Annotated in this window: 18 protein-coding genes; 9 read left to right on the top strand and 9 right to left on the bottom strand. The window is 53.5% G+C overall.

Features of this window, described 5'->3' with window-relative positions:
* Window positions 1-212 precede the first annotated feature (212 nt).
* The 3 genes from FGQ86_RS05170 to FGQ86_RS05160 all read left to right on the top strand — a co-directional run bounded on the left by FGQ86_RS05170 (window position 213) and on the right by FGQ86_RS05160 (window position 4,071).
* Window positions 213-755 (top strand): GNAT family N-acetyltransferase, encoded by a 543-nt coding sequence (locus tag FGQ86_RS05170; RefSeq protein ID WP_138303134.1) that lies wholly within the window; start codon window positions 213-215, stop codon window positions 753-755.
* Window positions 756-811: 56 nt separating this feature from the next.
* Complete coding sequence (locus FGQ86_RS05165; RefSeq protein ID WP_033126465.1) at window positions 812-1,681, top strand: AraC family transcriptional regulator; 870 nt, start codon at window positions 812-814, stop codon at window positions 1,679-1,681.
* 146 nt (window positions 1,682-1,827) lie between these two features.
* Window positions 1,828-4,071 (top strand): alpha-galactosidase, encoded by a 2,244-nt coding sequence (locus FGQ86_RS05160; RefSeq protein ID WP_033126433.1) that lies wholly within the window; start codon window positions 1,828-1,830, stop codon window positions 4,069-4,071.
* 243 nt (window positions 4,072-4,314) lie between these two features.
* Here FGQ86_RS05160 and FGQ86_RS05155 read toward each other — a convergent pair whose 3' ends face one another.
* The 4 genes from FGQ86_RS05155 to FGQ86_RS05140 all read right to left on the bottom strand — a co-directional run bounded on the left by FGQ86_RS05155 (window position 4,315) and on the right by FGQ86_RS05140 (window position 8,363).
* A complete protein-coding gene (locus FGQ86_RS05155; RefSeq protein ID WP_138303133.1) occupies window positions 4,315-6,195 on the bottom strand; it encodes an FtsX-like permease family protein in 1,881 nt (626 codons plus the stop codon).
* Between the two features lie 4 nt (window positions 6,196-6,199).
* Window positions 6,200-6,961 (bottom strand): ABC transporter ATP-binding protein, encoded by a 762-nt coding sequence (locus tag FGQ86_RS05150; RefSeq protein ID WP_138303132.1) that lies wholly within the window; start codon window positions 6,959-6,961, stop codon window positions 6,200-6,202.
* Window positions 6,962-7,120: 159 nt separating this feature from the next.
* Window positions 7,121-7,417, bottom strand: coding sequence for an AAA family ATPase (locus tag FGQ86_RS16415; RefSeq protein ID WP_243127170.1), 297 nt, complete (start codon window positions 7,415-7,417; stop codon window positions 7,121-7,123).
* An 82-nt stretch (window positions 7,418-7,499) separates the two neighbouring features.
* On the bottom strand, window positions 7,500-8,363 hold the full coding sequence (locus FGQ86_RS05140) for an AraC family transcriptional regulator (RefSeq protein WP_033126428.1): 864 nt from the start codon (window positions 8,361-8,363) through the stop codon (window positions 7,500-7,502).
* 181 nt (window positions 8,364-8,544) lie between these two features.
* Here FGQ86_RS05140 and FGQ86_RS05135 point away from each other — a divergent pair, with 181 nt between their 5' ends.
* The 5 genes from FGQ86_RS05135 (at window position 8,545) to FGQ86_RS05115 (ending at window position 15,919) form a co-directional block, all read left to right on the top strand.
* A complete protein-coding gene (locus FGQ86_RS05135) occupies window positions 8,545-9,837 on the top strand; it encodes an extracellular solute-binding protein (RefSeq protein ID WP_138303131.1) in 1,293 nt (430 codons plus the stop codon).
* An 18-nt stretch (window positions 9,838-9,855) separates the two neighbouring features.
* Window positions 9,856-10,722 (top strand): sugar ABC transporter permease, encoded by an 867-nt coding sequence (locus FGQ86_RS05130; protein WP_033126426.1) that lies wholly within the window; start codon window positions 9,856-9,858, stop codon window positions 10,720-10,722.
* The gene (locus FGQ86_RS05125; protein ID WP_033126425.1) at window positions 10,722-11,573 is read left to right on the top strand and encodes a carbohydrate ABC transporter permease; all 852 of its coding nucleotides are present in this window, start codon (window positions 10,722-10,724) and stop codon (window positions 11,571-11,573) included. Before FGQ86_RS05130 ends, FGQ86_RS05125 begins: the two co-directional genes overlap by 1 nt.
* A gap of 148 nt (window positions 11,574-11,721) precedes the next feature.
* The gene (locus FGQ86_RS05120) at window positions 11,722-13,905 is read left to right on the top strand and encodes an alpha-galactosidase (RefSeq protein WP_033126424.1); all 2,184 of its coding nucleotides are present in this window, start codon (window positions 11,722-11,724) and stop codon (window positions 13,903-13,905) included.
* A gap of 31 nt (window positions 13,906-13,936) precedes the next feature.
* Window positions 13,937-15,919, top strand: a complete 1,983-nt coding sequence (locus tag FGQ86_RS05115) for an alpha-amylase family protein (RefSeq protein WP_138303130.1) — start codon at window positions 13,937-13,939, stop codon at window positions 15,917-15,919.
* A gap of 38 nt (window positions 15,920-15,957) precedes the next feature.
* Here FGQ86_RS05115 and FGQ86_RS05110 read toward each other — a convergent pair whose 3' ends face one another.
* The 3 genes from FGQ86_RS05110 to FGQ86_RS05100 are packed head-to-tail and all read right to left on the bottom strand — an operon-like array spanning window position 15,958 to window position 20,179.
* Window positions 15,958-16,869 carry an AraC family transcriptional regulator gene (locus tag FGQ86_RS05110; RefSeq protein WP_033126422.1) on the bottom strand — a complete coding sequence of 304 codons (912 nt, stop codon included), beginning with the start codon at window positions 16,867-16,869 and terminating at the stop codon, window positions 15,958-15,960.
* 41 nt (window positions 16,870-16,910) lie between these two features.
* Window positions 16,911-18,128 (bottom strand): MFS transporter, encoded by a 1,218-nt coding sequence (locus FGQ86_RS05105; RefSeq protein WP_138303129.1) that lies wholly within the window; start codon window positions 18,126-18,128, stop codon window positions 16,911-16,913.
* Entirely contained in the window at window positions 18,110-20,179 is a 2,070-nt protein-coding gene (locus tag FGQ86_RS05100) for a TIM-barrel domain-containing protein (protein WP_138303128.1), read from the bottom strand. The genes FGQ86_RS05105 and FGQ86_RS05100 overlap by 19 nt, the downstream gene beginning before the upstream one ends.
* A 117-nt stretch (window positions 20,180-20,296) precedes the next feature.
* On the opposite strand from FGQ86_RS05100, the gene FGQ86_RS05095 reads away from it, so the two are divergent.
* Window positions 20,297-21,220 carry an AraC family transcriptional regulator gene (locus FGQ86_RS05095; protein ID WP_081958068.1) on the top strand — a complete coding sequence of 308 codons (924 nt, stop codon included), beginning with the start codon at window positions 20,297-20,299 and terminating at the stop codon, window positions 21,218-21,220.
* Here the strand turns inward: FGQ86_RS05095 and FGQ86_RS05090 are convergent.
* Window positions 21,111-22,433, bottom strand: coding sequence for an MATE family efflux transporter (locus FGQ86_RS05090; RefSeq protein WP_138303127.1), 1,323 nt, complete (start codon window positions 22,431-22,433; stop codon window positions 21,111-21,113). The genes FGQ86_RS05095 and FGQ86_RS05090 overlap by 110 nt on opposite strands.
* Window positions 22,420-22,875 (bottom strand): helix-turn-helix domain-containing protein, encoded by a 456-nt coding sequence (locus tag FGQ86_RS05085; protein ID WP_033126417.1) that lies wholly within the window; start codon window positions 22,873-22,875, stop codon window positions 22,420-22,422. Before FGQ86_RS05085 ends, FGQ86_RS05090 begins: the two co-directional genes overlap by 14 nt.
* Window positions 22,876-23,071 lie beyond the last annotated feature (196 nt).

Here is a 23,071-nt window from a genome sequence, read left to right as displayed (position 1 = left end):
CCTATTTGTTGTACCCTTTTTTATCTGTTTTCATTGAAATCTTTTTTTATCACCTCTTGACATATCACCAAATTGCTTTCTCGCTTCAGATTGCGCTTTTGCACAATCATTATACCATGGACACAGAAAAGAAAGCGACGCGTCAGCTGGAAAATTTTTTGCTCCTGTGGTACACTTTTTTCAGGACAATCCGGATAGAAGGTGGTGCAAAAATGAAGATTGAGCAGGCTTCGATGGGAGATTTGACGGAAATTATGTCCTTTTACAGCACAATGTGCGAAGTGCTGGGAGAAAAGGATTTTCTGCCCGATGGGAATAAGGGGGGCTTTCCTTCCCGGGACATGGTAGAGCGGGCTGTGGAAGACGGCTCCCAGTTTATCGGTATAGAGGATGAGAGGATCGTGGCGGCCTATATCATGGATCATGACTGCGACGAGGCCTACCACACTGTCCGTTGGCATATAAATGCCGCGGAAAATGAAGTGGTCATCCTTCACGCTCTGCGCGTCCTGCCGGACTACGGCGGAAGGGGTTTTTCTAAACAGCTTGTAAAGCACGCGATTGAGACTGCCAGGAGATGGGAACAGAAGGCCATACGCCTGGATTGCATCGTGGGAAATGACATACCTGTAAAAGTCTATCAATCTTTCGGGTTTGAGTATGTGGATACGGTCAGGATCACCTATGCGGATATAGGCGTTCCCATGGAGTTCAGGCTTTACGAGCTTGTCCTGCAAGGAAAGGGCGGAGAGTGAAAACAGATGATAAATCCCTCCTCCTGTGGTATAAATATCACAGGAGGATTTTTTTTATGGAAGACTATTCATATGTACTCCAGATGAAAAACAGAAAATTTTCGGACCTGTACCTGTGCTTCTGCGGCTATGCCAGGTGCCTGCCCCTCCACAGCTTTGGCCCGGCAGTCAGGCCCAACTATATCCTGCACTATATTTTGAAGGGGAAGGGCCGGTTCTCGGCCGGAAAGGAAGAACACCGCCTCCACGCGGGACAGGGCTTTCTCATTGAGCCGGAGGTGCAGACCTTCTACGAGGCGGATAAGGAGGATCCCTGGACCTACCTGTGGATCGGATTTGCGGGGGAGAAGGCGGGAGAGTACCTGCGGGATCTGGGGCTGAACAGCGGGCAGCTCATCTACCAGTGCGCCTGCGGGGAGGAGCTGGAGAGGATCGTCCTGGCCATGCTGGAGAACAAGAATTACACGGTGGCAAATGAGTACCTGCTGGAGGGGCTTCTCTACCAGTTCTTCTCCGTCCTGGCCCGGAATATGGAGATCGAGGCGGACCGGGGCGGGAAGGACGACAATCTCTACATCCGCAAGGCGGTGGAGTATATCCAGCACCACTATTCCTACCCGGTGCAGGTGGGGGAGATCGCCGCCTATGTGGGCATCAACAGGAGCTATCTCTACACCCTCTTCCGGGACCAGCTCGGCATGTCTCCCAAAGAGTACCTGACCAGCTTCCGCATTACGAGGGCAGCCCAGCTTCTGGAGATCACCGAGCTTTCCATAGAGAGCGTGGCCCTGTCCTGCGGTTATCAGGATACCCTGGGCTTTTCCAAGATCTTCAAGGCCAGACTGGGAATGACGCCATCGGCCTACAGGAAGCGGAACGCGGAGCAGCAGAGGAAGACGAGAGAGGAAAACAGGGGGCCTCTTTAAGGAGAATGAAAATCTAACATTTTGACTGTTTTTTGTAACTTATTGTCCTGTTCTGACAGAGGCCTTCTGTATATAATAGATGCATAGATCGAAACGAGAAACATGCATTTCGGAAATGTATTGCAAAAAAACAGGAGGCAGTCAGAATGAACATCATATGGAGAGAAGAGAGCAGGACATTTCACCTGTACAATGACCAGGTCAGCTATATCATGAAGGTGCTCCGGTGCGGACAGCTGGGACAGCTTTACTTCGGAAAGAGAGTGCATGACAGAGACGATTTTTCCTATCTTCTGGAAAATCTGCCCCGGCCCATGGCGTCCTGCACCTTTGAGGACAGCAAGGCCTACTCCCTGGAGCATATCAAGCAGGAGTACCCTTCCTACGGCACAGGGGACTACCGCTCCCCGGCGGTGGAGATCCTGCAGGAGAACGGCAGCAGGATCAGCGCCTTTGTCTATAAGAGCCACCGCATTTCAGACGGAAAACCATCTCTTGAGGGACTTCCGGCCACCTACACAGAGGATGACAGCGAGGCCCGGACGCTGACCGTGACCATGGAGGACGCCGTCACAGGGATGACGCTGGAGCTGTCCTATACCATCTTTGCGCAGGGGGGCATTATTGCGCGCAGCGCCAGATTTGTCAACAGGGGAGAGCAGCCTCTTCACCTGACGACAGCCATGAGCCTGTGCCTGGACCTGCCGGATCACGACTATGACTGGATGCAGTTCTCGGGGGCCTGGGCCAGGGAGCGGTATCCGAGAGTGCGCCGCCTGGAGGAGGGCATTCTGTCCGTGGGAAGCAGAAGAGGACACTCCTCCCATGAGCACAATCCTTTCATTATATTAAAGCGCCCTCAGGCGGATGAATTCCAGGGGGAAGCCATTGGATTCAGCCTTGTGTACAGCGGGAATTTCCTGGCCCAGGCGGAGGTCGGCTCCCACGACACGACGAGAGTTCTCATGGGCATCCACCCGGACGGCTTTGACTGGAAGCTGGAGCCGAAGGAGGCCTTCCAGACTCCGGAGGCGGTTATGGTGTACACAGACCGGGGGCTCAACGATCTGAGCCAGACCTTCCACAGACTCTACCAGAAGAGGCTGGCCAGAGGGTACTGGAGAGACAGGGAGCGCCCCATCCTCATCAACAACTGGGAGGCAACCTATTTTGACTTCACAGAGGGAAAGATACTGGAGATCGCAGGAAAGGCCAGAGAGTGCGGAGTGGAGATGTTCGTTCTGGACGACGGCTGGTTCGGAAAGCGGTGCAGCGATCGGGCCGGCCTGGGCGACTGGGTGGCCAATCGGGACAGGCTGCCCGGGGGCATTGCTGGTCTGGCACAGAAGATTGATGACATGGGCATGAAATTCGGTCTCTGGTTTGAGCCGGAGATGGTGAATAAGGATTCGGACCTCTACCGGGCCCATCCGGACTGGATCCTCCATGTGCCGGGACGCCCCTCCACCCACGGCAGATATCAGTATGTGCTGGATTTCTCCAGGAAAGAAGTGGTGGACTGCATTTACGGCATGATGGAAAAGATCCTGTCAGAGGCGAAGATTTCCTATATCAAGTGGGATATGAACCGGAGCATCACAGAATGCTACAGTCCCGCCCTCCCCGCAGACAGGCAGGGAGAGGTGTTCCACAGGTATATCCTGGGCGTGTATGACCTGTACGACAGGCTGACGCGGAAGTTCCCCTATGTGCTCTTTGAGTCCTGTGCCAGCGGCGGCGCCCGCTTTGACCCGGGCATGCTGTACTACGCGCCCCAGGCCTGGACAAGCGACGACACGGACGCGGTGGAGCGGCTGAAGATCCAGTACGGCACCTCCTACTGCTACCCTGTCAGCAGCATGGGAAGCCACGTGTCCACCTCTCCCAACCACCAGACAGGCAGGACTGCTCCCCTGCACACGAGAGCCAATGTGGCATGCTTTGGAACCTTTGGCTACGAGCTGGATCTGAACACCCTGACAGCAGAGGAGCAGGAGGCGGTGAAGGACCAGATCCGGTTCATGAAGGAGTACAGGCATCTCCTGCAGTTCGGTACCTTCTACCGCCTGCAGAGCCCCTTTGAGGGAAATGTGACTGCCTGGATGGCGGTCAGCAAGGATAAGAAGGAGGCCATCGCGGGCTGGTACAGAACCCTCTCCGGGGCCAACCTGGCCTACACAAGGCTGCCCCTCAGGGGGCTGGACCCGGAGGCCAGGTATGAGATCCAGGTGAGAAAAGAGACAGAGCAGCCCTTTGGCAGCTTCTACGGAGACGAGCTGATGAACATTGGCCTGATCACCACGGACGGAACCGCTGGGGAGGTGACAGACCGGGAGAATGCTCCGCGGGATTTCGACTCCAGGCTGTTCATCCTGAAGGCGGAGGAATAAAAACGGGATTTGCACTTGCCAAGCAGAGGAAGAACAGGCGTATTTTGCCCGTGCGGATTTAATCACGGGCAGGATGCGCCTTTTGCTGTTTGCTGTGCTGACACTTGCGTTTGAAACAGCATATGCCTATCCAAATGACCTGTCGGCGCTGGGAAATAAAGATCTGTGGAAAAAACTATGCGGCGGACAGCTATGCGTGGGGAACCGGGCAACATAGAATACTGGCACTGTGACGGCTCCTTTTTATATTCCGGGGTTAAATTCGTATTTCGTTACTTTCCAGATTATCAAGACCTGTACAAGAAGCAAAATACAGGAAACAATCAGGCCACATATCAACCCTGCTTTACCATACTCATAGACAGAATTCACGCTATAACTATAAAATACCCCTATTAAAATGGCAGATAATACCGGGATTAAATAATAGCAGCCATTCTTCTTTGTCAATATGTTCCAAAATTCTTTGTCTGTAATGCCTACCCGATATAAATTTAAAGCTATATGTTTTTCGTCATTTAATTCTGATTTCACTTTATAAAATATACTGATATTGGCCGTAGCAAAAAACATTGCATCCACAAAAAAGAGTAAGAAAGCCAGGACTTCTGAAGACTGCTTGGCAGTTTCATAGCTTTCAATTTTTGATGATAATGTGTATACATACTGATCTTCTTCAGATAAACTATTTTGTTTACTCATACTTTTCTGCAATTCTCTAATTGCTGTCCCTGATGTTTGCCAATCCCCAAACTGATACATAACTGCGGTTTCACACATGTATTCACTGGAATTTTCCTTAATCTTCATATAGTCCTGTTCATTTACAATAAGAGTCTTATCTGCCAGACTGCGACAGGAGTTCAGCAGTATTTTATTTTCTTGACCGTCTAATTCCAGATGAAGCTCGCTACCATCTCTGCATTTTACGGATATCTTTTTTACTGGCTGCAGATCATGTTCATATCCATCGTTTTCATCATATTGGAACAATTGGATGAACTGCCCTGGGGCCACCTTGAACTCACAGCCGAATTTGTCATTGACCTCATTAGACGGCAGAATGTTAAAGCTTTCATTTCTCAAGAAATCCAATGTTTTTTCTTCAGTAACGTTTACCCCATACTTATCCAAAATCTGAGTCATTTCACTCTTTGCCATATTATTGACCTGTGTAGAACGCACATAGAAAAGGTCATAAGGTGAGTATGCGAGCGCAGTATCTGCAAAGCTCGGAAAGGTCACTGCGCAATGTGCTGAAAAGAATATAACAACAATAAATAGAAAAGCAGAAATAAAACTTATCAGTCTCCATGATTTTATATACTGGAGAACAAGTGACAGGCTTATTTTCCACTTGTTATTTCTGTTTTTATAAAAAGTACAGTCAAAATTTCTGAATACAATGCTTAAACCGATGAATGCGATTCCAACACTTAAAAACCACACATTTGTACTTCCCAAATCATAATTATATATCATAATTGCAGCAGCCGATAAAATAACCGCCAAACCAATGATTAAAAACGCCGTGTTTCCCTTGCTTTTCCTTTCTTCCTTGTACCGTGCCTTAAAGAGATCCAACAACTGTGCATGTATAAGTTTGATAATATTCAAAAGCAGAATAATCGCAATCACTACAGCATACATTTTCCCTGAAGTCGTATAGGTGTCTATATGAAATTCCCATCCCATAGCGGACAATCCTATCACATTACGAAGGAAAAAGAAGAAAAAAACAGACAGGAGGGTACCCAGTACACTGGCACAGACAAAGCTGAGTACACCGATCACCAGGCACTCTGCCATCATGGTTCCGATTATTTCATATTCTGTCATTCCGAGTGTCATTAAAACAGCATATTCCTGTTTCCTGCTCTTAAAAAAAGCCTCATAAGTATATGGAATAAAAAGTATCATAAACAGTATAGTTAGAACCGTTGGTGCAAATACATTGCTAGAGATCATTGGATCAATTTTATTGCTGAACATGAAGGACTGATTCTGTCCGATTGATAAAAACGCCTGCAGAAAAGCTATGGTGAAACTATTACACAGTAAATATAACAGATAATTCTTACGATTAAACCAAACCATCTTTAAGAAAATACGAGCTTTTTCCATCAGATCATTCACCACCAATCTGTTTTAAAAAATCATAAATTTCTTCAAGAAAAACCTCTCTACTTTTTTTCCCTTTCTGCAATTCGGAAAATATGATACCATCTTTAAGCAAGATCACCTTATTACAGTAGGATGCCGCATAGGAATCATGGGTTACCATTACAAGTGTAATTTTAAATTGTTCATTTATATGGATCAGGTATTCCATCACATCTTTTGTTGATCTTGCATCCAGATTCCCCGTTGGTTCATCAGCCAGAATAATCCGTGGGGTATTGATCAATGCCCTTGCTATGGCTACCCGTTGCTTCTGACCACCGGAAATATCGGTTACGCTCTTATCTGCCAGATCGCTGATAGACAGAACATTCATTATTTTTTCAAATCTTTCTTCGCTGTTTTCTGTATTATTTTCCAAAATAAGCGGCAATAAAATATTATCTTTTACATTTAAGCTCTCTAAAAGGTTAAAATCCTGAAAGACCATACCTATATTATTTCTTCTGAAGATTGCCATTTGGGATTTCTTCATTCCTGTAATCTCTGTATGGTCGATCATAATACTCCCCTCATCAGCCTTATCAACTCCACATATCAGATTGATCAGCGTTGTTTTTCCGCAGCCGGAAGCTCCCATAACAGCTGCCATTTCTCCATGTGCAATAGAAAAACTCAATCCTTTGAGCACTTGCAGAGATTCTTCTTTATTAATCTGATATTTTTTCTTTAAGTTTTTTATTTTCAATAGCTTCTCATGCTCTTCCATGATGCATCCCCTCTTGCTGGATACTTTTGTCTATTTTTGATTGTACTATACTACCATTAGAAAGTTCAGTCAATTAAGCACACGAATCTTATCATTAAGCAAAGTGAATACCTGACGAAACGACTCGGAGCCGCCCTCACGGCGGCTCCTTTTGCTGACTTATATATCCTTCTCATCCAGCAGAAAGTCAATGATATTATAATGGACAATGCCATTCCTGCTCAGATCTACGATGTCGCTGCTGATCACATATTTCGGATAATTGTCATCGATATCGCAGTCAAAATCAATCCGGAAGGAAGGGATTACCGAGTGCCACTCTTTCACATGCTGGATTTCGTCAAAAAAGAGATGCTCTGCCCGTTCCGTGACGTACTGATAGAAGTGATCTGCATCCTCCAGCTTTTTAAAATGCCGGGACTCAAAATTAATCTCTATGATATTTTCCTTTGGCACTCCACGTCCTTTGTTGATTTTGTCATTATTATACCGTATACTTTTATTATAATCAACTTATTGTCTGCTTATACAAAGACAATTACACGTCCTTTTCCGGATTTCCCTGCTGCTCGTACCGCCAGGCTCTGGGGGAGACCCCGTACACATTCTTAAAGGCTCTGGAGAAATGGAGCTGGTTTGGATAGCCTACCGCGTTCCCCACGTCCGCGATGGACAGGGAGGTCATCTTCAGCAGCTCCCCGGCCTTGGACATGCGGTAGGAGATGAGGAACTCCTGGGGAGATTTCCCCACTGTGTCGTGGAAGATCTTTCCGAAGTAGCTCCGGTTTAGGTTGCAGAAGGCGGCGATGTCCTCCACAGAGATGTCGTTCTGGAAGTTCTGCTCAATAAATGCCATGGCCTCCCGGATGTAGAAGTCCCGCATCCGGTTCCCCTGGCTCTGGAGGGGGGAGGAGTTGGACTTGTTCAGGTAGTCCAGGAACAGATACAGGTGCCCGATCAGGTGGAAGGGGGACTCCTGGGAGTGGTTGGCGATGTAGACCATCTCCTCCATCATCTGCCGGGCCAGATCCTTGTGCCTGGGCCGGTATACGGGAGAGTTGACGGAGAAGCCGGAGGCCTCGATCAGCTCCTTGGCCTTCAGGCCGTCGAACTCCAGCCAGGTGTATTCCCAGGGCAGCTCATTGTCCGCTATGTAGGTGCAGATCTGGTGGGGGAAGATCATAAAGCCCTGGCCGCTCTTGATGTTGTAGGTGATAGACTCCTTTTTGGAGTTGTGGGCTGTCAGCGTCCCGGTCCCGGAGATCACGTAGTGAAACAGGTAGTGGTTCCTGGCGGCGGGACCGAAGGAGTGAGCCGGGTCGCACTGCTCCCAGCCGTACTGGTACAGGCCCAGATCAATGAAATTTTCACTCGGAAAAATAGAATACAGAATATTGCTCATGACAGTACCTCCCGTGTTTTAAATATTATATATCAAAATGCTAGATGACATCAACATATAGATTGAAAACAAGTATTGTGGCATAAAACAAAAAAAACAGCGATATTTATAGACGCATAATGATATGTTAAAATATAGCTACCGTAAAAAGCAAGGCCAAAAAAAGAAAGGAGATATGAAAATGAGAGGAAAAAGTGCAAGGTACCTCAGTGCGGCGCTGGTCATTGTCATGACCGGCGGGCTGATGCTGTCGGGTTGCTCGGGAAAAAGCGAATCAAGCGGAAAGACCGAGATCGAGATCCTTCAGTACAAGCCGGAAGCAGCCACCTACTTTGACCAGGTGGAAGAACAGTTCAATGCCACTCACGATGACATCCATCTGACCATTGACTCGCCCAACGATGCGTCTACGATACTGAGGACAAGATTTATCAGGGAGGATTACCCGGATATCATCGGTATCGGCGGTGACATCAACTACTCCTACTACGTGGATGCGGAGATCCTGGCTGATGTGTCTGACTATGAGGGGATGGAGAATATCAAGGACTCTTACATCGACATTGCGGAAGGGCTGGAGTTCGTCCCCACAGACGGCACCTTCATTGTACCTTATGTGGCAAACGCAGCCGGTATCCTTTACAACAGGGATATGTTTGAGGAGCACGGCTGGGAGATCCCCACAAACTGGGGAGAGCTGATGAGTCTTTGTGAGGAGATCCAGGCGGAGGGCATTCTTCCCTTCTACTTTGGCTTCCGCGACACATGGACTTGTCTGGCGCCCTGGAACGGCATCGCCGTTGACCTGGCTCCGGCAGATCTGTGCAAGCAGGTCAACAGAGGAGAGGCAAACTTTACAGAGGGCTACAAGGAGGCGGCAGAGAAGTATCTCGAACTCATCTCCTACGGGCCTGAGGACCCCATTGCATACGGATACAATGATGCATGTACGGCTTTCGCCAGAGGCGAGTCTGCCATGTACCCCATCGGAAGCTATGCGGTTCCACAGATCCTCTCCGTGAATCCGGAGATGAACATTGATTCCTTTGTGATGCCGGCCAGCGACAATACAGAAGACAACACGCTAAACTCCGGTATCGACCTGGGCTTCTGCGTGACAGCAGAGTGTGAGAACAAAGAGGCGGCTTACGAGGTTCTTGACTTCCTTCTGGAGGATGAGAACATCCAGGCCTACATCGATGACCAGAACGCGGTTCCCTGCAAGGAGGGAGACTTTGAGCTGGCTCCTATGCTGGACGGCATGAGCGAGTACATAGAGACCGGCAACATGACAGACTACCAGGATCACTACTATCCGTCCGAGATGGCGGTGGATGCGCAGCTCCAGACCTTTGTCATCAACAAAGACGTGGACGCGTTCCTGGAGAAGTTTGACAGTGACTGGCTGCGCTACAACCGCGACATCATCCGTACAGTGGAAGAGTACGAGGAAGAGCACGGCAGCATCGAGTAGGAAAGGAGTGGGGATAGAATGAAAAATGAAAGAAAACGGACATTCCTGTTGATAACGATACCGATTCTGGCGTTGTTTGTCTGCTTCAACACCGTACCGCTGATCCGGGGCGTTATCTACAGTTTTACAAACTTTAAGGGATTTGGAACTTACGACTGGGTAGGTCTGAGAAACTATATTGACCTGTTCCAGGATCCCAGGGTGGGCGGTTCCTACCTGTTCACCTTCAAGCTGGCCATCTGCGCCACTATCGTGACCAACGTGATCAGTCTGATCCTGGCCCTGGGTCTGAACAGCAAGATCCGCGCCAAAGGATTTTTCCGGGCGGCCTATTTCCTTCCAAACGTGCTTGGCGCCCTGGTAGTGGGCTACGTGTTCCAGTACCTGTTTACCTACATCCTTCCGGCGCTGGGAGAGATGATGGGCAGCGAAGGTCTCAGCCAGAGCATGCTGTCTAATGAGAAGACTGCCTGGATCGCCATTATGGTGGTCTGCTGCTGGCAGAACATTGCCATGAACACCATTATCTATATCTCCGGACTTCAGACCGTGCCGGAGGACGTGTACGAGGCGGGTTCCCTGGACGGAGCTACAGGCTGGAAGCAGTTCAAACATCTGACCTTCCCGCTGATCATCCCGTTCTTTACCATCAACATGGTGCTGTGCGTGAAGAACTTCCTCATGGTGTTCGACCAGATCATGGCCATGACAAAGGGCGGCCCTGCACAGAGCACAGAGTCCATCTCATACCTCATTTACAATAACGGTATGTCAGGCGGACAGTTCGGCTTCCAGAGTGCTAATGCCGTAATCTTCTTCATCGTGATCGTGGCCATCTCCGCGGCTCAGATGAGCATCTCCAGCAGGAAGGAGGAGCAGTTATAATGAATAACAAAAAAGTAGTAGATAAAGTAAAGACAAACTGGCCGGTCATGGTCCTTCTGATCCTGGGCCTGAGCACCATCGTGTTCCCGCTCTATATGGCTGTCGTGATCGCTTTCAAACAGCCGTCTGAGATGACCAACAGCATCTCCGGCATCCTGTCCCTCCCGTCAAAGTGGAGTCTGGACAACTTTACCCAGGCCATGGAGGTCACAGATTTCTGGAGATCCCTGGGAAACAGTGTGCTGATCACCGTGGTGACCGTTGTGCTGTGTATCGTGCTCCACTCCCTGCTGGGATACGCCATTGGCCGCAACAGGGCTCACAGCAAGTTCTATAAACTTGTGTATCTCTTTGTAGTGAGCGGTATGTTCGTTCCGTTTGCTATCCTGATGATGCCTCTGGCAAAACAGACGGCAGAGATGGGACTTGCAAATTGGGCTGGCGTTATCATCCTGTATGTGGTATTCTATATGCCGATGAATGTACTGCTGTACTCCGGATACCTGGTGAACATCCCCATTGCCCTTGAGGAGGCTGCCAGAGTGGACGGCGCAAGCACATGGCGCACATACTGGAAGGTTATCTTCCCGATTATGAAGCCCATGCATGCGACAGTTGCTATTATTACAGCTCTGGCTGTTTGGAACGATGTTATGACACCCCTTGTTATCATGTCCGGAACAGGGCAGAACACGCTGCCTCTGGCACAGCTTAACTTCCAGACACAGTTCGGAACAAACTACAATCTCGCCTTTGCATCCTATCTGCTGGCACTGATCCCGATCCTGATCTTCTATGTGATCTGCCAGAAGCATATCATCAACGGCGTTGTAAATGGAGCTGTAAAATAATAAATACGTTCAGATGTATATTACTGCATCTGCCGGAGAGAGCGGGTGTGTGCGCCGGAGAGGCGCATAGGCCCGCTCTTTCAATTGAGTTATGTATTTGGTACATGCGTCAGTTTGAAAGAACATTTACAGAGCAGGAGAGAAAAAGATGAGCATTATTTACGATGAAAAGCAGAAGACGATTTCACTGCATACGAAGAACACGACTTACCAGATGCAGATTGACAGATATGGCTTTTTGCTGCACCTGTATTATGGGAGATACGCTGAGGGATGTATGGATTACCTGCTGACCTACTACGACAGAGGATTTTCCGGCAATCCATACGAGGCGGGGACGGACAAGACCTACTCCATGGATTCTCTGCCCCAGGAGTTCCCCTCCCTGGGCACCGGGGACTACCGGACGCCGGCCTGCATCATCAAAAATACGGACCGCACCTACTGCAGTGATTTCCGCTATGTGACCCACACCATCCGGGAGGGCAAGTATTCCCTCCCCGGCCTGCCTGCCGTGTACGCGGACGACAGTGAGGCCCAGACGCTGGAGGTGGTCCTGGAGGATCCGGTGACAGGGGTGCTGGCGGTGCTGCTCTACGGCGTGCTGCCCGAGTACGATGTGATCACCAGGAGCGTGAAGATCGTGAATGCCAGCAAGGGCTATATTTCTGTGAAAAAGCTGGCCCCGGCCTGTCTGGATCTCGTGGGAGGAGATTATGACTTCCTCACCTTCTACGGGCGCCACGCCATGGAGAGAAACTGCCAGAGGATGCCTGTGGGACACGGCACTTCAAAGATCGGAAGTCTCAGGGGAACCTCCAGCCACCAGTACAATCCGGCTGTCATCCTGGCGGAGCACGACGCCACTGAGGATGCGGGAAGCTGCTACGGCATGGCCTTTGTCTACAGCGGCGGCTTCCAGAGCGAGGCGGGCAAGGACCAGTACTCCCAGACCAGACTGCTCATGGGCTTCAGCGAGGAGCAGTTCGCCTACCCCTTAAATCCTGGGGAGGATCTCCAGTCTCCGGAGGTGATCATGACCTACTCGGGAGAGGGACTGGCAAAGCTGTCACAGAATTTCCACCGCTGCATCCGCACACACCTGTGCAGAGGGAAATATAAGGAGACAGTGAGGCCCATCCTCATCAACAGCTGGGAGGCGTCCTACTTTGACTTCACAGGGGAGAGTCTTCTTGCTCTGGCCCGGCAGGCGGCGGACTTAGGGATCGAGATGTTCGTCCTGGACGATGGCTGGTTTGGCAACAGGGACAGCGACCTGCGGGGACTGGGAGACTGGAAGGTCAACGAGAAGAAGCTGGGCTGCAGTCTGGGCGAGCTGATCACAAAGATCAACGGCATGGGCATGAAGTTCGGCATCTGGATCGAGCCGGAGATGGTCAATGAGGACAGCGAACTGTACCGGGAGCATCCGGACTGGGCCTTTGTCATACCGGGACGGCGGCCTAACCGCTCCAGATACCAGCTTGTCCTGGATTTCTCCAGAAAAGAAGTGGTGGACTACATTTATGAGCAGATCTGCGCTGTCCTGGATCAGGGCAATGTGGAATATATCAAGTGGGATATGAACCGGAGCCTTGCGGATATATACTCCGCCACAGCGGACAGCCAGGGGCGGGTACTTCACGACTATGTGCTGGGGCTCTATGATTTCCTGGAGAGGCTGGTGAACCGGTATCCCAATATTCTGATCGAGGGCTGCAGCGGCGGCGGTGGACGCTTTGACGCCGGCATGCTCTACTACACGCCCCAGATCTGGTGCAGCGACAACACGGATCCCATCGACCGGCTGGAGATCCAGTATGGAACCTCCTTCATCTATCCGGCCTCCTCTGTGGGAGCCCACGTGTCCGCGTCGCCCAACCACCAGACAAGGAGGGTGACCTCCATGAAGACGAGGGGCATGGTGGCCATGGCCGGCACCTTCGGCTACGAGCTGAACCTAAACGAGTTGGGCGAGGAGGAGAAGGACGAGATCCGGCGCCAGATCGCGGAGTACAAGAAGTATGCGGCTCTCGTGCAGCGAGGCACCTACTATCGGCTCACCAATCCCCAGACCGACAACCAGGGGGCCTGGGAGTTCGTGTCCGAGGACCAGAGGGAAGCCCTTGTGCAGGTGGTGGGCATCAAGAAGCACGCCAACATGACCGTGGACTACATCAAAGTGAAGGGCCTGAAGGAAAATACCATGTACCGGGATACGGAGACAGGCAGGCTGTACAACAGCACGGCCCTGCGTGAGGCGGGCGTGCCCAAGCCGGTGCTGGAGGGAGAATACCAGGCCTACCAGTGGCATTTTGTATGTGAAGACTAATCCAAATCATTGTAAACGGGGGATGAGACAGATGGCAGGAACAACGAAGAAGAAAAGCGTGACGGCAAAGAAGCCGGCGGCGAAGAAGACAACCGCGGCAGCGAAGAAGACAACTGCGGCGGCGAAGAAGCCGGCAGCTAAGACCAGGGAGACGGCGGCCCAGAAGAGAGATCGGGAGAAACGGGAGCAGTCCGACCGCGTTTTCGCAAAGCGGCTGGGACGCCACCACGATGAGCTGCGGTGGCTGTACATGGAGCTGTACGGCAATGATGATATGTTTGCCGAGCTCTGCGATCAGATGAAATGGTACTATGACCAGAGAAATGACAAGCTGAAAAAGCTGGACGCCCAGAGAGAGGCGGAAGGTGAGTGGTACCGGAAGAGAGACATGCTTGGCATGATGATGTACATTGACAATTTCGCCGGGAATATCAAGGGTGTGCAGGAGAAGCTTCCCTATCTGGAGAAGTGCAATGTGAACTACGTGCACCTGATGCCCTTCCTGGACTCTCCCAAGGGGCGGTCCGACGGCGGCTACGCTGTGGCCGATTTCCGGAAGGTGAAGCCGGAGCTGGGAACTATGGAGGATCTGTCAGAGCTGGCGGAGAAATGCCATGAGAAGGGAATCAGCCTGTGCATGGATTTTGTCATGAACCACACCTCCGAGGACCACGAGTGGGCCAGGAGAGCCCGCCAGGGGGACGGCGAGTACATGAGCCGCTACTTCTTCTACGCGGATCCGGCGATCCCCAGGGAGTACGAAAAGACCGTGCCCCAGGTATTCCCCACCACGGCTCCCGGCAACTTCACCTATCTGCCGGAGATGGGACACTATGTGATGACCACCTTCTACCCCTACCAGTGGGATCTGAACTATAGCAACCCGAGGGTGTTCAATGAGATGATGTACAACTTCCTCTACCTGGCCAACCAGGGAATGGATATTATCCGCATCGACGCGGTGCCCTATATCTGGAAGCAACTGGGGACCAACTGCCGGAACCTGCCCCAGGTGCACACCATCGTCCGCATGATGCGCATGATCGGCGAGATCGTGTGTCCGGGCATTGTGCTTTTGGGCGAGGTGGTCATGGAGCCCAAGGAGGTGGCGCCCTACTTTGGCACAGTGGAGAAGCCGGAGTGCCACATGCTCTACAACGTGACCACCATGGCCACTACCTGGCACACTGTGGCCACGAGGGACATCCGCCTGCTCCGGAAGCAGATGGACGTGGTCTGCTCTCTTCCGAGAGAGTACACCTTCCTCAACTATCTGCGGTGCCACGACGACATCGGCTGGGGCCTGGACTATGCATCCCTGAAGGAGTGGGGCATGGAGGAAGTCTCCCACAAGAAGTACCTGAACGACTATTTCCAGGGCAAGACTCCGGGAAGCGTCAGCAGAGGCGAGCTCTACAATGAGGATCCGGTGACCGGGGACGCCAGGTTCTGCGCCACCACCGCCTCCATGTGCGGCGTGGAGAGCGCGGGCTTTGAGCAGAATGAGGAGAAGATGGACTGGGCCATCCGCAAGGATCTCATGCTCCACGCCTACATGTTCACGCAGTCCGGCATCCCCATGCTCTACAGCGGGGACGAGATCGGCCAGGTGAACGACTACACCTACAAGGATGACCCGGACAAGGCACCTGACTCCCGGTACATCCACAGAGGAAAATTCTGCTGGGAGCTGACAGAGCACATTAAGGATAAAGACAGCGTGCAGGGCCGGATCTTTAACGGGCTGGAAGAGCTGGAGCGGATCCGCAGGAAAGAGGCCGTGTTTGACGCGGACGCGGAGGTGTACACGAAGGACTACAGCGATCAGTCCATCCTGTGGATCGTCCGCAGATCCGAAGGGGAGGAGCTCCACGCTGTGTTCAACTTCAGCGACCAGGGGCGCACTATCTGGATGCCGGAGAAAGCGCGGTACACGAACCTCGTGACAGGCGTCACCAGGGAAGTGGAGACAGTGGAGCTGTCCGGCTGGGATTTTGTTTGGATGAAGAGATAAAAAAATAGGGGAAGGCAGACAAGAAGAGTCCGCAGCGTCTATGGCTGACGCTGCGGACTCTTTTCCGCATGGGCGGACTTCGCGTACTCCCTGGGAGTGCAGCCCATGAATTTTCGGAACAGCTTCGTGTAGTAGGAGGGGCTGGAGAACCCGCACTGCATGGAGATGTCTGTGATGCTGTCTTTTCCCTGGGCCAGAAGAGGGATGCTCTGCCGGATGCGGTAGTGGAGGAGGTAGTCGAAGAGGGGCTGATTCATATTTCGCTTGAACAGGCGGCAGCACTCGCTCTTGCACATGTTGACACAGCCGGAGATGTCTTCCAGGGAAATGTGCTCCATATAGTGCTCGTGGATAAAGGTGACGATCCGGCGCAGCCGTTCCAGCTCCCGCACGTCCCCGGAGGAGGGGCGGGTCTCCAGATCCAGGTGGTCAAAGAGCAGGATCCAGATCTGGTAGAGCTCTGTCAGAAGACGCAGCTCGTAGGAGCGGGGCGGATCCTGCCAGAGCCGGCGGATGGCGGTCAGGTGGGAGAGGACCTCCCTCTCCCAGGGCACATCCGGGAAGAAGGAGGCAGAGGGGAGAAGCGGGTTCTCAGTCACGGGCTGGACGTACTTGGTCTGCAGGAGGCTGGCCTCGTAGCCGTACAGAAGGGAGGGGTTGACTGTGACGGACAGATAGGAGCAGTCCCGGCTGTTTGCGTGGCGCCCCGCGTGCAGCATGTTGGCATTGCAGAAGATCCCGTCCCCCTCCTTTAAATGATAGGTGTGGTCATTGATCTGGTACAGGATCTCCCCCTTAAGGATCAGGGTAAATTCGATCTCAGGATGCCAGTGGCAGGCAAAGCTTCCCATCTCGTAGGCGTCCAGCCGCTCCGGGCTGACAAGCACGGGGAAGGAGTAATCCCCGTGGGATTTGAGCTCTCGTCCATCGTTCCGCAGTGCGATCTGCATAGTTTCTCTCCTCCTGTTTTCTTACACATTTTTTCAGATTCTTACCGAGTATTCGCAGTCTTCTTCAGCAGCCTCTCGTGCATCACAAACATCAGCACAAGGATGACCAGCAGATAGAATGGAAAGAGAGAGATGCTGATGTGGTTCGCGATCAGGCCAAACAGAGGAGGCATGAGGCAGGTGCCCACGTAGGCGGAGGCCATCTGCACGCCGATGACTGCCTGGGACCTGTCCGCTCCGAAGTGGGCCGGCGTGGAGTGGATGACACAGGGGTACACAGGGGCGCACCCGAGACCAATGATGATCAGGCCGGGAAGGGATGTGCCGCCGCCCAGAGGCAGGAGGATGATCAGCACGCCCGCCAGGATCAGCACCAGCCCCAGGCGGATCATCTGGGTGTCGTTGAAACGCATGGTGAGAAAGCCGCTGACGCCTCTCCCGATGGTGATGCCGATGAAGAAGAGGCTGGCGCAGAAGGCGGCGGTCTCAGAGGGGATCCCCTCGTGCAGGGTCAGGTAGCTGGAGGCCCACAGGCCGGCTGTCTGCTCCAGGGCGCAGTAGCAGAAGAAGGTCACCATCACCTCTCTGGCGCCGGGAATGGAGAGGATCTGCTTCAGGGACAGGGGCTTTTTCGGCTGCCGCGCGGTCTCCTTTTCCGGAGCCGGGGTGTCCGCCGCAGGACTTTTGCCTGCCTCCGCTCCGGAGATAGAGCGCCTGTCCTTCCAGAGGGGCAGGCTGATGAGCAGAATGGCTGTGAGCGCCACCTGGAGGATGCCCACGTACCGATAGCCGGTATTCCAGGAGGCTCCTCCGGAGAGGACAAGGCCCATGATGTAGGGACCGGCGGAGGCGCCCACGCCCCACATGCAGTGGAGCCAGCTCATGTGCCAGCTGGTGTAGTGGAGAGCCACATAGTTGTTGAGGGCCGCGTCCACGCTGCCGGCTCCCAGGCCGTAGGGAATGGCCCACAGGCACAGAAGGATGAAGGAGTGGCTGAAGGAAAAGCCAAAGAGGGCAGCCGCTGTCATGGCCACGCTGATGGCTGTCACCCGTCCCGGCCCCAGGCGCAGGGTCAGCCGGTCGCTCTGCAGGCTGGACACGATGGTGCCCGCCGCGATGATCATGGAGATGATGCCGGCGTAGGACACCGGCACCTGGAATTCCTGGTACATGGAGGGCCAGGCGGACCCCAGCAGTCCGTCGGGAAGGCCCAGGCTTATAAAGGCAAGGTATATGATAGCTAAGAGCAGATGAAACATGTTGTGACAGTCCTTTCTGTTGATCCCTCATATCTTACCTCACCGTCGGCAGACACGTCAATAGTGGACAGGTGGGCGGGATTTTCGTAGTCTTTTCCGTAGCCGTCGTCATCGTAGAGCGTGTAGCGGCATGTGCCCGCCGGGTAGGCGATGAGCTGCAGGCGGGAGGCGTCCAGCTTCTCCACGTTCCTGGCTGTCTGTGCCAGGGGCAGCAGGTGTCCTCTGCGGACAAAGAAGATGAGCTCATTTTCAGCCACAGGCACGTAGTGGTGTCCGGCGCCCATTTTCTCACAGCGGAAATCGTCCGGTCCGGAGGTGGTCACGCAGAGCATGTCTTCCGGCAGGTATACGTAGCGGCCGGCGGCGTTCTGCTGGCAGACGGGAGCCAGCATGAGGCTCTCCCCGAGGAGGAGCTGATCCTCCACCTGGGCTGCGTGTGGGTCCTCCGGGTAGGCGAAGGAGAGAGGCAAAAAGAGCATCTCATCTCCCAGGGCCGCCTTCATGTACTCGCTGTACAGGTAGGGCAGCAGGCAGTAGCGGAGCTTGATGATCCGGCCCAGAGCCTCTGCGTTGGAGAAGCGGTAGGCCTCCTGCATCCTTGTGCCCATAGCGGAGTGGTTCCGCATGAGCGGGGTGAAGATGCCGAACTGGAGCCAGCGCATGACCAGGTCCTCCGTGGTGTCCGCGCCGAAGCCTGCCAGATCCGCTCCCGTGTAGAGGAAGCCGCACATGCTCAGGGAGGGCATCATCTTTACGTTCATGAGCAGGTGGGACCACCAGGACAGATTGTCTCCCTGCCAGATGCCGCCGTAGCGGTGCATGCCGATGTAGGAGGAGCGGGAGAACATCAGGATGCGCTTGTCCGGCTCCAGCTCCTCAAAGGCCTCCCCGGCGGCCCGGGTCATGTTGTAGCCGTAGAGGTTGTGGACCTTGTCGTGGCGGATCCTTGGGAGGCCGTTTCCGGGTTCGTGGTAGAAGCTCTGGTAATCCTCCGGGTTGTTGGCCAGGGTGTTCACAAGACCCAGCAGATGGTTGTTCTTATCCAGATCCAGGTTCTGGCCCTTCATGGAGGCCACCTCGTCAAACACCTTATTTAAGCGCTTCTCTGAATAGAAGATGGCGGGCTCGTTCATGTCGTTCCAGAAGCCGTCAATGCCCTGGTCCAGGAGGAACCTGTATTTCAGGCCGAACCATCTCCTGGCGGCCGGGTTCAGCATGTCCGGGAAATGGGCCCGTCCCGGCCACACGGCTCCCACGAAGTCGGTGCCGTCCTCCTCCTTGCAGAAGTAGCCTTTCTCCACGCCCTCCTCGTAGACGGAGTAGCCCTCCTCGATCTTCACGCCGGCGTCGATGATGGGGACAAGATGGATGCCCTCCTTTTTCATATCCGCGGCCAGGCCGGGGAGATCCGGGAATTTTTCCGCGGACACGGTGAAGTCCTCATACCGCTCCATGTAGTCGATATCCATGTAGATGGCGTCCAGGGGGATGCCGGCCTCCTTATATTTCGCGGCCACCTCCCGCACATCCGCCTCGTTCCTGTAGCCCCAGCGGCTCTGGCCGTAGCCGAAGGCCCACTTGGGAGGAATGTAGCTTCTGCCGATCATCTGACGGAAGGTGTGGACGATGGAGAGGAAGCGCCTATCCTCCTCCTCGATGACATAGATGTCCAGATCCCAGTCCGTGGGCGTGATGCGCAGCGTATCCTTCTGGGTGTAGCCGATGTCAAAGGTCAGGTATCCGGGATAGTCGATGAAAAGGCCGAAGGGGTGGGATCCCCCGATCATCAGGAAATTGTGTGCCCCGTAGAGGGAGTGGGTGGTCTCCAGGTGGTGGGGGTCATCGGAGCAGTTGCTGGTGTAGCTCCAGCCCCTCTTGTTGATACCTCTCACCTGCTCGCCCAGACCGTACACGGGAGCACCCTCCTCCATGGTGAGGACCAGGCTGTCGCCCTCTCTGGTGAAATAGGGGAGAGCCCCCTCGGACGCGGGGATCTCTTTTACGACTGCCTCCGTGGGGAAGGGGTTTCCAAAGGTATATTTGCGGATCATATGCTTTTTCTCCTTTCGGTTCGATTTGTAATATGCTACTATTATATAAGTGAAAAGCAGGATTTACTTGCATATTCCTAGCAGTTTTTGACACAATCCTGCCATGGAGGAAAAGATATGGAGGAAAAGAGACAGTACCTTGAGAAGCGCCATCACGGGACCAGCCTGTTCCCGGCGGACTATTATCACTGCGTCTACCCGGCGGGACTGGCGGGCCTTCCGGTACACTGGCACGAGGAGTTTGAGATCACACGGGTACGCCGGGGGAGCTGCACCTATCTCATTGACCTGGAGCCCTGCCAGGTGGGGGAGGGGGATTTCCTCTTTCTGCCGTCAGGGATGCTCCACGGGATACCGGAGGGGAAGACGAGGCTGCTGGAGACCGACAGCTTTGTCTTCCATCCCTCCCTGCTGGGAGGCAGGGCGGATGCCTGCGGGGTGAAGTACCTTGCCCCGGTGGAGAAGGGAGAGATCCGCTTTCCTCCGGTGATGAGGGCAAAGGGCAGCAGTCCGGAGTTCTCTGAGAGGATGGAGAGGCTGTTTGACAGGCTAAAGGAGAGCTTTGCCAAAAGGGAGGAGGGGTATGAGCTGGAGGTGAAGGCCGGACTTCTGGAGATCCTGCTCCTTCTGTACAGGCAGGTTCCCTTTGAGAGAAAAAAACAGGAGAACCGGGAGGTCATTGAAAAGCTCCGGACGGTTCTCCAGTATATAAAGGAAAATTATCAGCGGCCCCTGAGCGTGGCCGAGCTGGCCGGGGTCTGTCACTTCAGCGAGTACTATTTTATGCGGTTTTTCAAGCAGCACATGAATATGACCTGCGTGGAGTACGTGAACCAGTACAGGATGGAGATCGCCGCCGGCAGGCTGGCCGGGGAGGAGGCCAGCATCACGGACATTGCCCTGGATACAGGCTTTAACAACCTTTCCTATTTTAACCGGGTATTCCGGAGGAGCTTCGGGATGACGCCCAAAGCCTACAGACAAGCGCTGTCACAAAAGTCAGCGACTGGGCAAGAGGAATACTCAGCCACACGCCGCTGAGCCCGGCCATCCTTGGCAGCAGAAGAAGGAGCAGGAAGAGGAATACCGGCTCCGCGTACACCAGGATGTAGGACAGGAGCGTCTTCTCCGTGGCGTAGAAGGCGGAGGTGGTGACCCGCACAAGGGCCAGGAAAATGAGGCTGACAAGGAAGCGGGGAAGCACCTGGCCGGCCTCTGCGCGGACCAGATCCGAGGCCCCGAAGAGTCCTCCGATCTGATACCGGCCAAGGAAGATGAGGACCATGCAGGCGGCTGCTATGCAGACGCCGCTTATGTAGGCGAGGCTGCACACCTTTTTCATATTTTTCAGATGGTTTTCCCCGTAGTATCTGCTGATGAGGGGCTGGCAGCCGTCGCCCACGCCCTGAAGCAGAAGGTACACGATGACGATGACATACACGATGCAGGCGTAGCAGGCAGCCGCTTTTTCCCCGCCGTAGTCCATGAGGAAACGGTTCATGAGAATGATCGTGATGTTGGGGGAGAAGGTGATCCCGAAGGGGGACAGCCCAATCTTCAGGATGCCGGTCAGCAGCCCCTTCACCCTTTCCCGGGAGAAGACAGAGCGGACCAGGTGGAAGGACACGCCTCGGCGCAGAAAGAAGAGCAGTCCTCCCGCCATGGTCACTGCCTGGCCGATGAGGGTGGCCAGAGCCGCTCCCGCCACCCCCTCGTGGAGAAGCCAGACGAACACATAGTCCAGCACAATGTTGGTGAGAAAGCCAGCCACCATGATCATCATGGCGTAGAAGGCGCCTCCCATGTTGCGGATCAGGGGTACCAGGCCGGTGCCGAAGATCTGGAACACAGAGCCGAGGACGATGATCCGCAGGTAGGAGATCCCCAGCTCCAGAATCTGTCCGGAGGTGCCCAGGGCTGTCAGGACAGCCGGGGCGGCCAGGTAAAAGACGAGAGTGGAGACGAGGGAGGCGGCCAGCAGAAGGACTACTGTGCTGTCTGTGTAGCGCTTTGCCTCCTCCTTTTTCCCGGAGGCCAGACGGATGGAGTAGTGCACGGCGCCGCCCATGCCGATGCCGGTGCCGGCGGCCTGCAGAAGAGCCACCACCGGGTAGGCGATGTTGATGGTGGTCAGCCCGGCGTCGCCGATGCTGTTTCCCACAAAGAAGCCGTCCACGATGGAGTAGACGCCGGACAGGGCGAAGGCCAGGAGCGAGGGGATTACATAGCTGAAAAATTCTCTATAAAGCTTCATATTCCATTTCCATTCCTTTCCTAAAATATTGACAGAACAGATCCATTCCGCTGATCATGGCGTCCACAAGGGCGGGATCCATCTGCTCCATGATAAAAAGCTCCAGTCTTTTCAGGTCCGCCAGGGTGCTCTCGCAGAAGAACTGCCCTTCCTTTGTGAGCCGTATGGCCTTGCTGCGCCGGTCCTCCTCCACGGGGACAAGCTCCAGAAGGCCCTTCTTCGCAAAATCCTTCAATATTGTGTTGACGGTCTGCTTGGGGAGGGCCCAATCCTGGCAGATGGTCTTCTGGGTACAGGATGCGGGAGCGCTGCCCGCGACGGCTATCAGGACTGTCAGGCTGTTGTAGGTCAGTCCCCGGCGTCTGGCCCATCGCTCGTACAGGACGGTCGTCTCCTGCCAGAGATTGTAATATTTCTCCAAAGATTTTCTGTTTTCTGTCATAGTGCCATCCCTCCTTGTGAAATCATGTAAAGATAAAGTTAGTCCGAAACCAGACAAAAGTATTATAGTCCGAAGTCGGACAAAATGTCAAGAGGAAACAGCATTTACGAACCACTCCCGTCATGCTACAATAGAGACGGCCGCAAAGCCGGCAAAAAGTGCCAATGGCCGCGCGGCCGCGGAAAAGTCAAGAGGA

This window comes from Clostridium sp. BSD2780061688st1 H5, from assembly GCF_005845155.1.
In the GTDB taxonomy this organism is placed as follows: Bacteria; Bacillota; Clostridia; order Lachnospirales; family Lachnospiraceae; genus Claveliimonas; species Claveliimonas intestinigallinarum.
The sequence above is the reverse complement of the archived record's forward strand: the minus strand, read 5'-3'. Positions and strand labels throughout refer to the sequence as shown.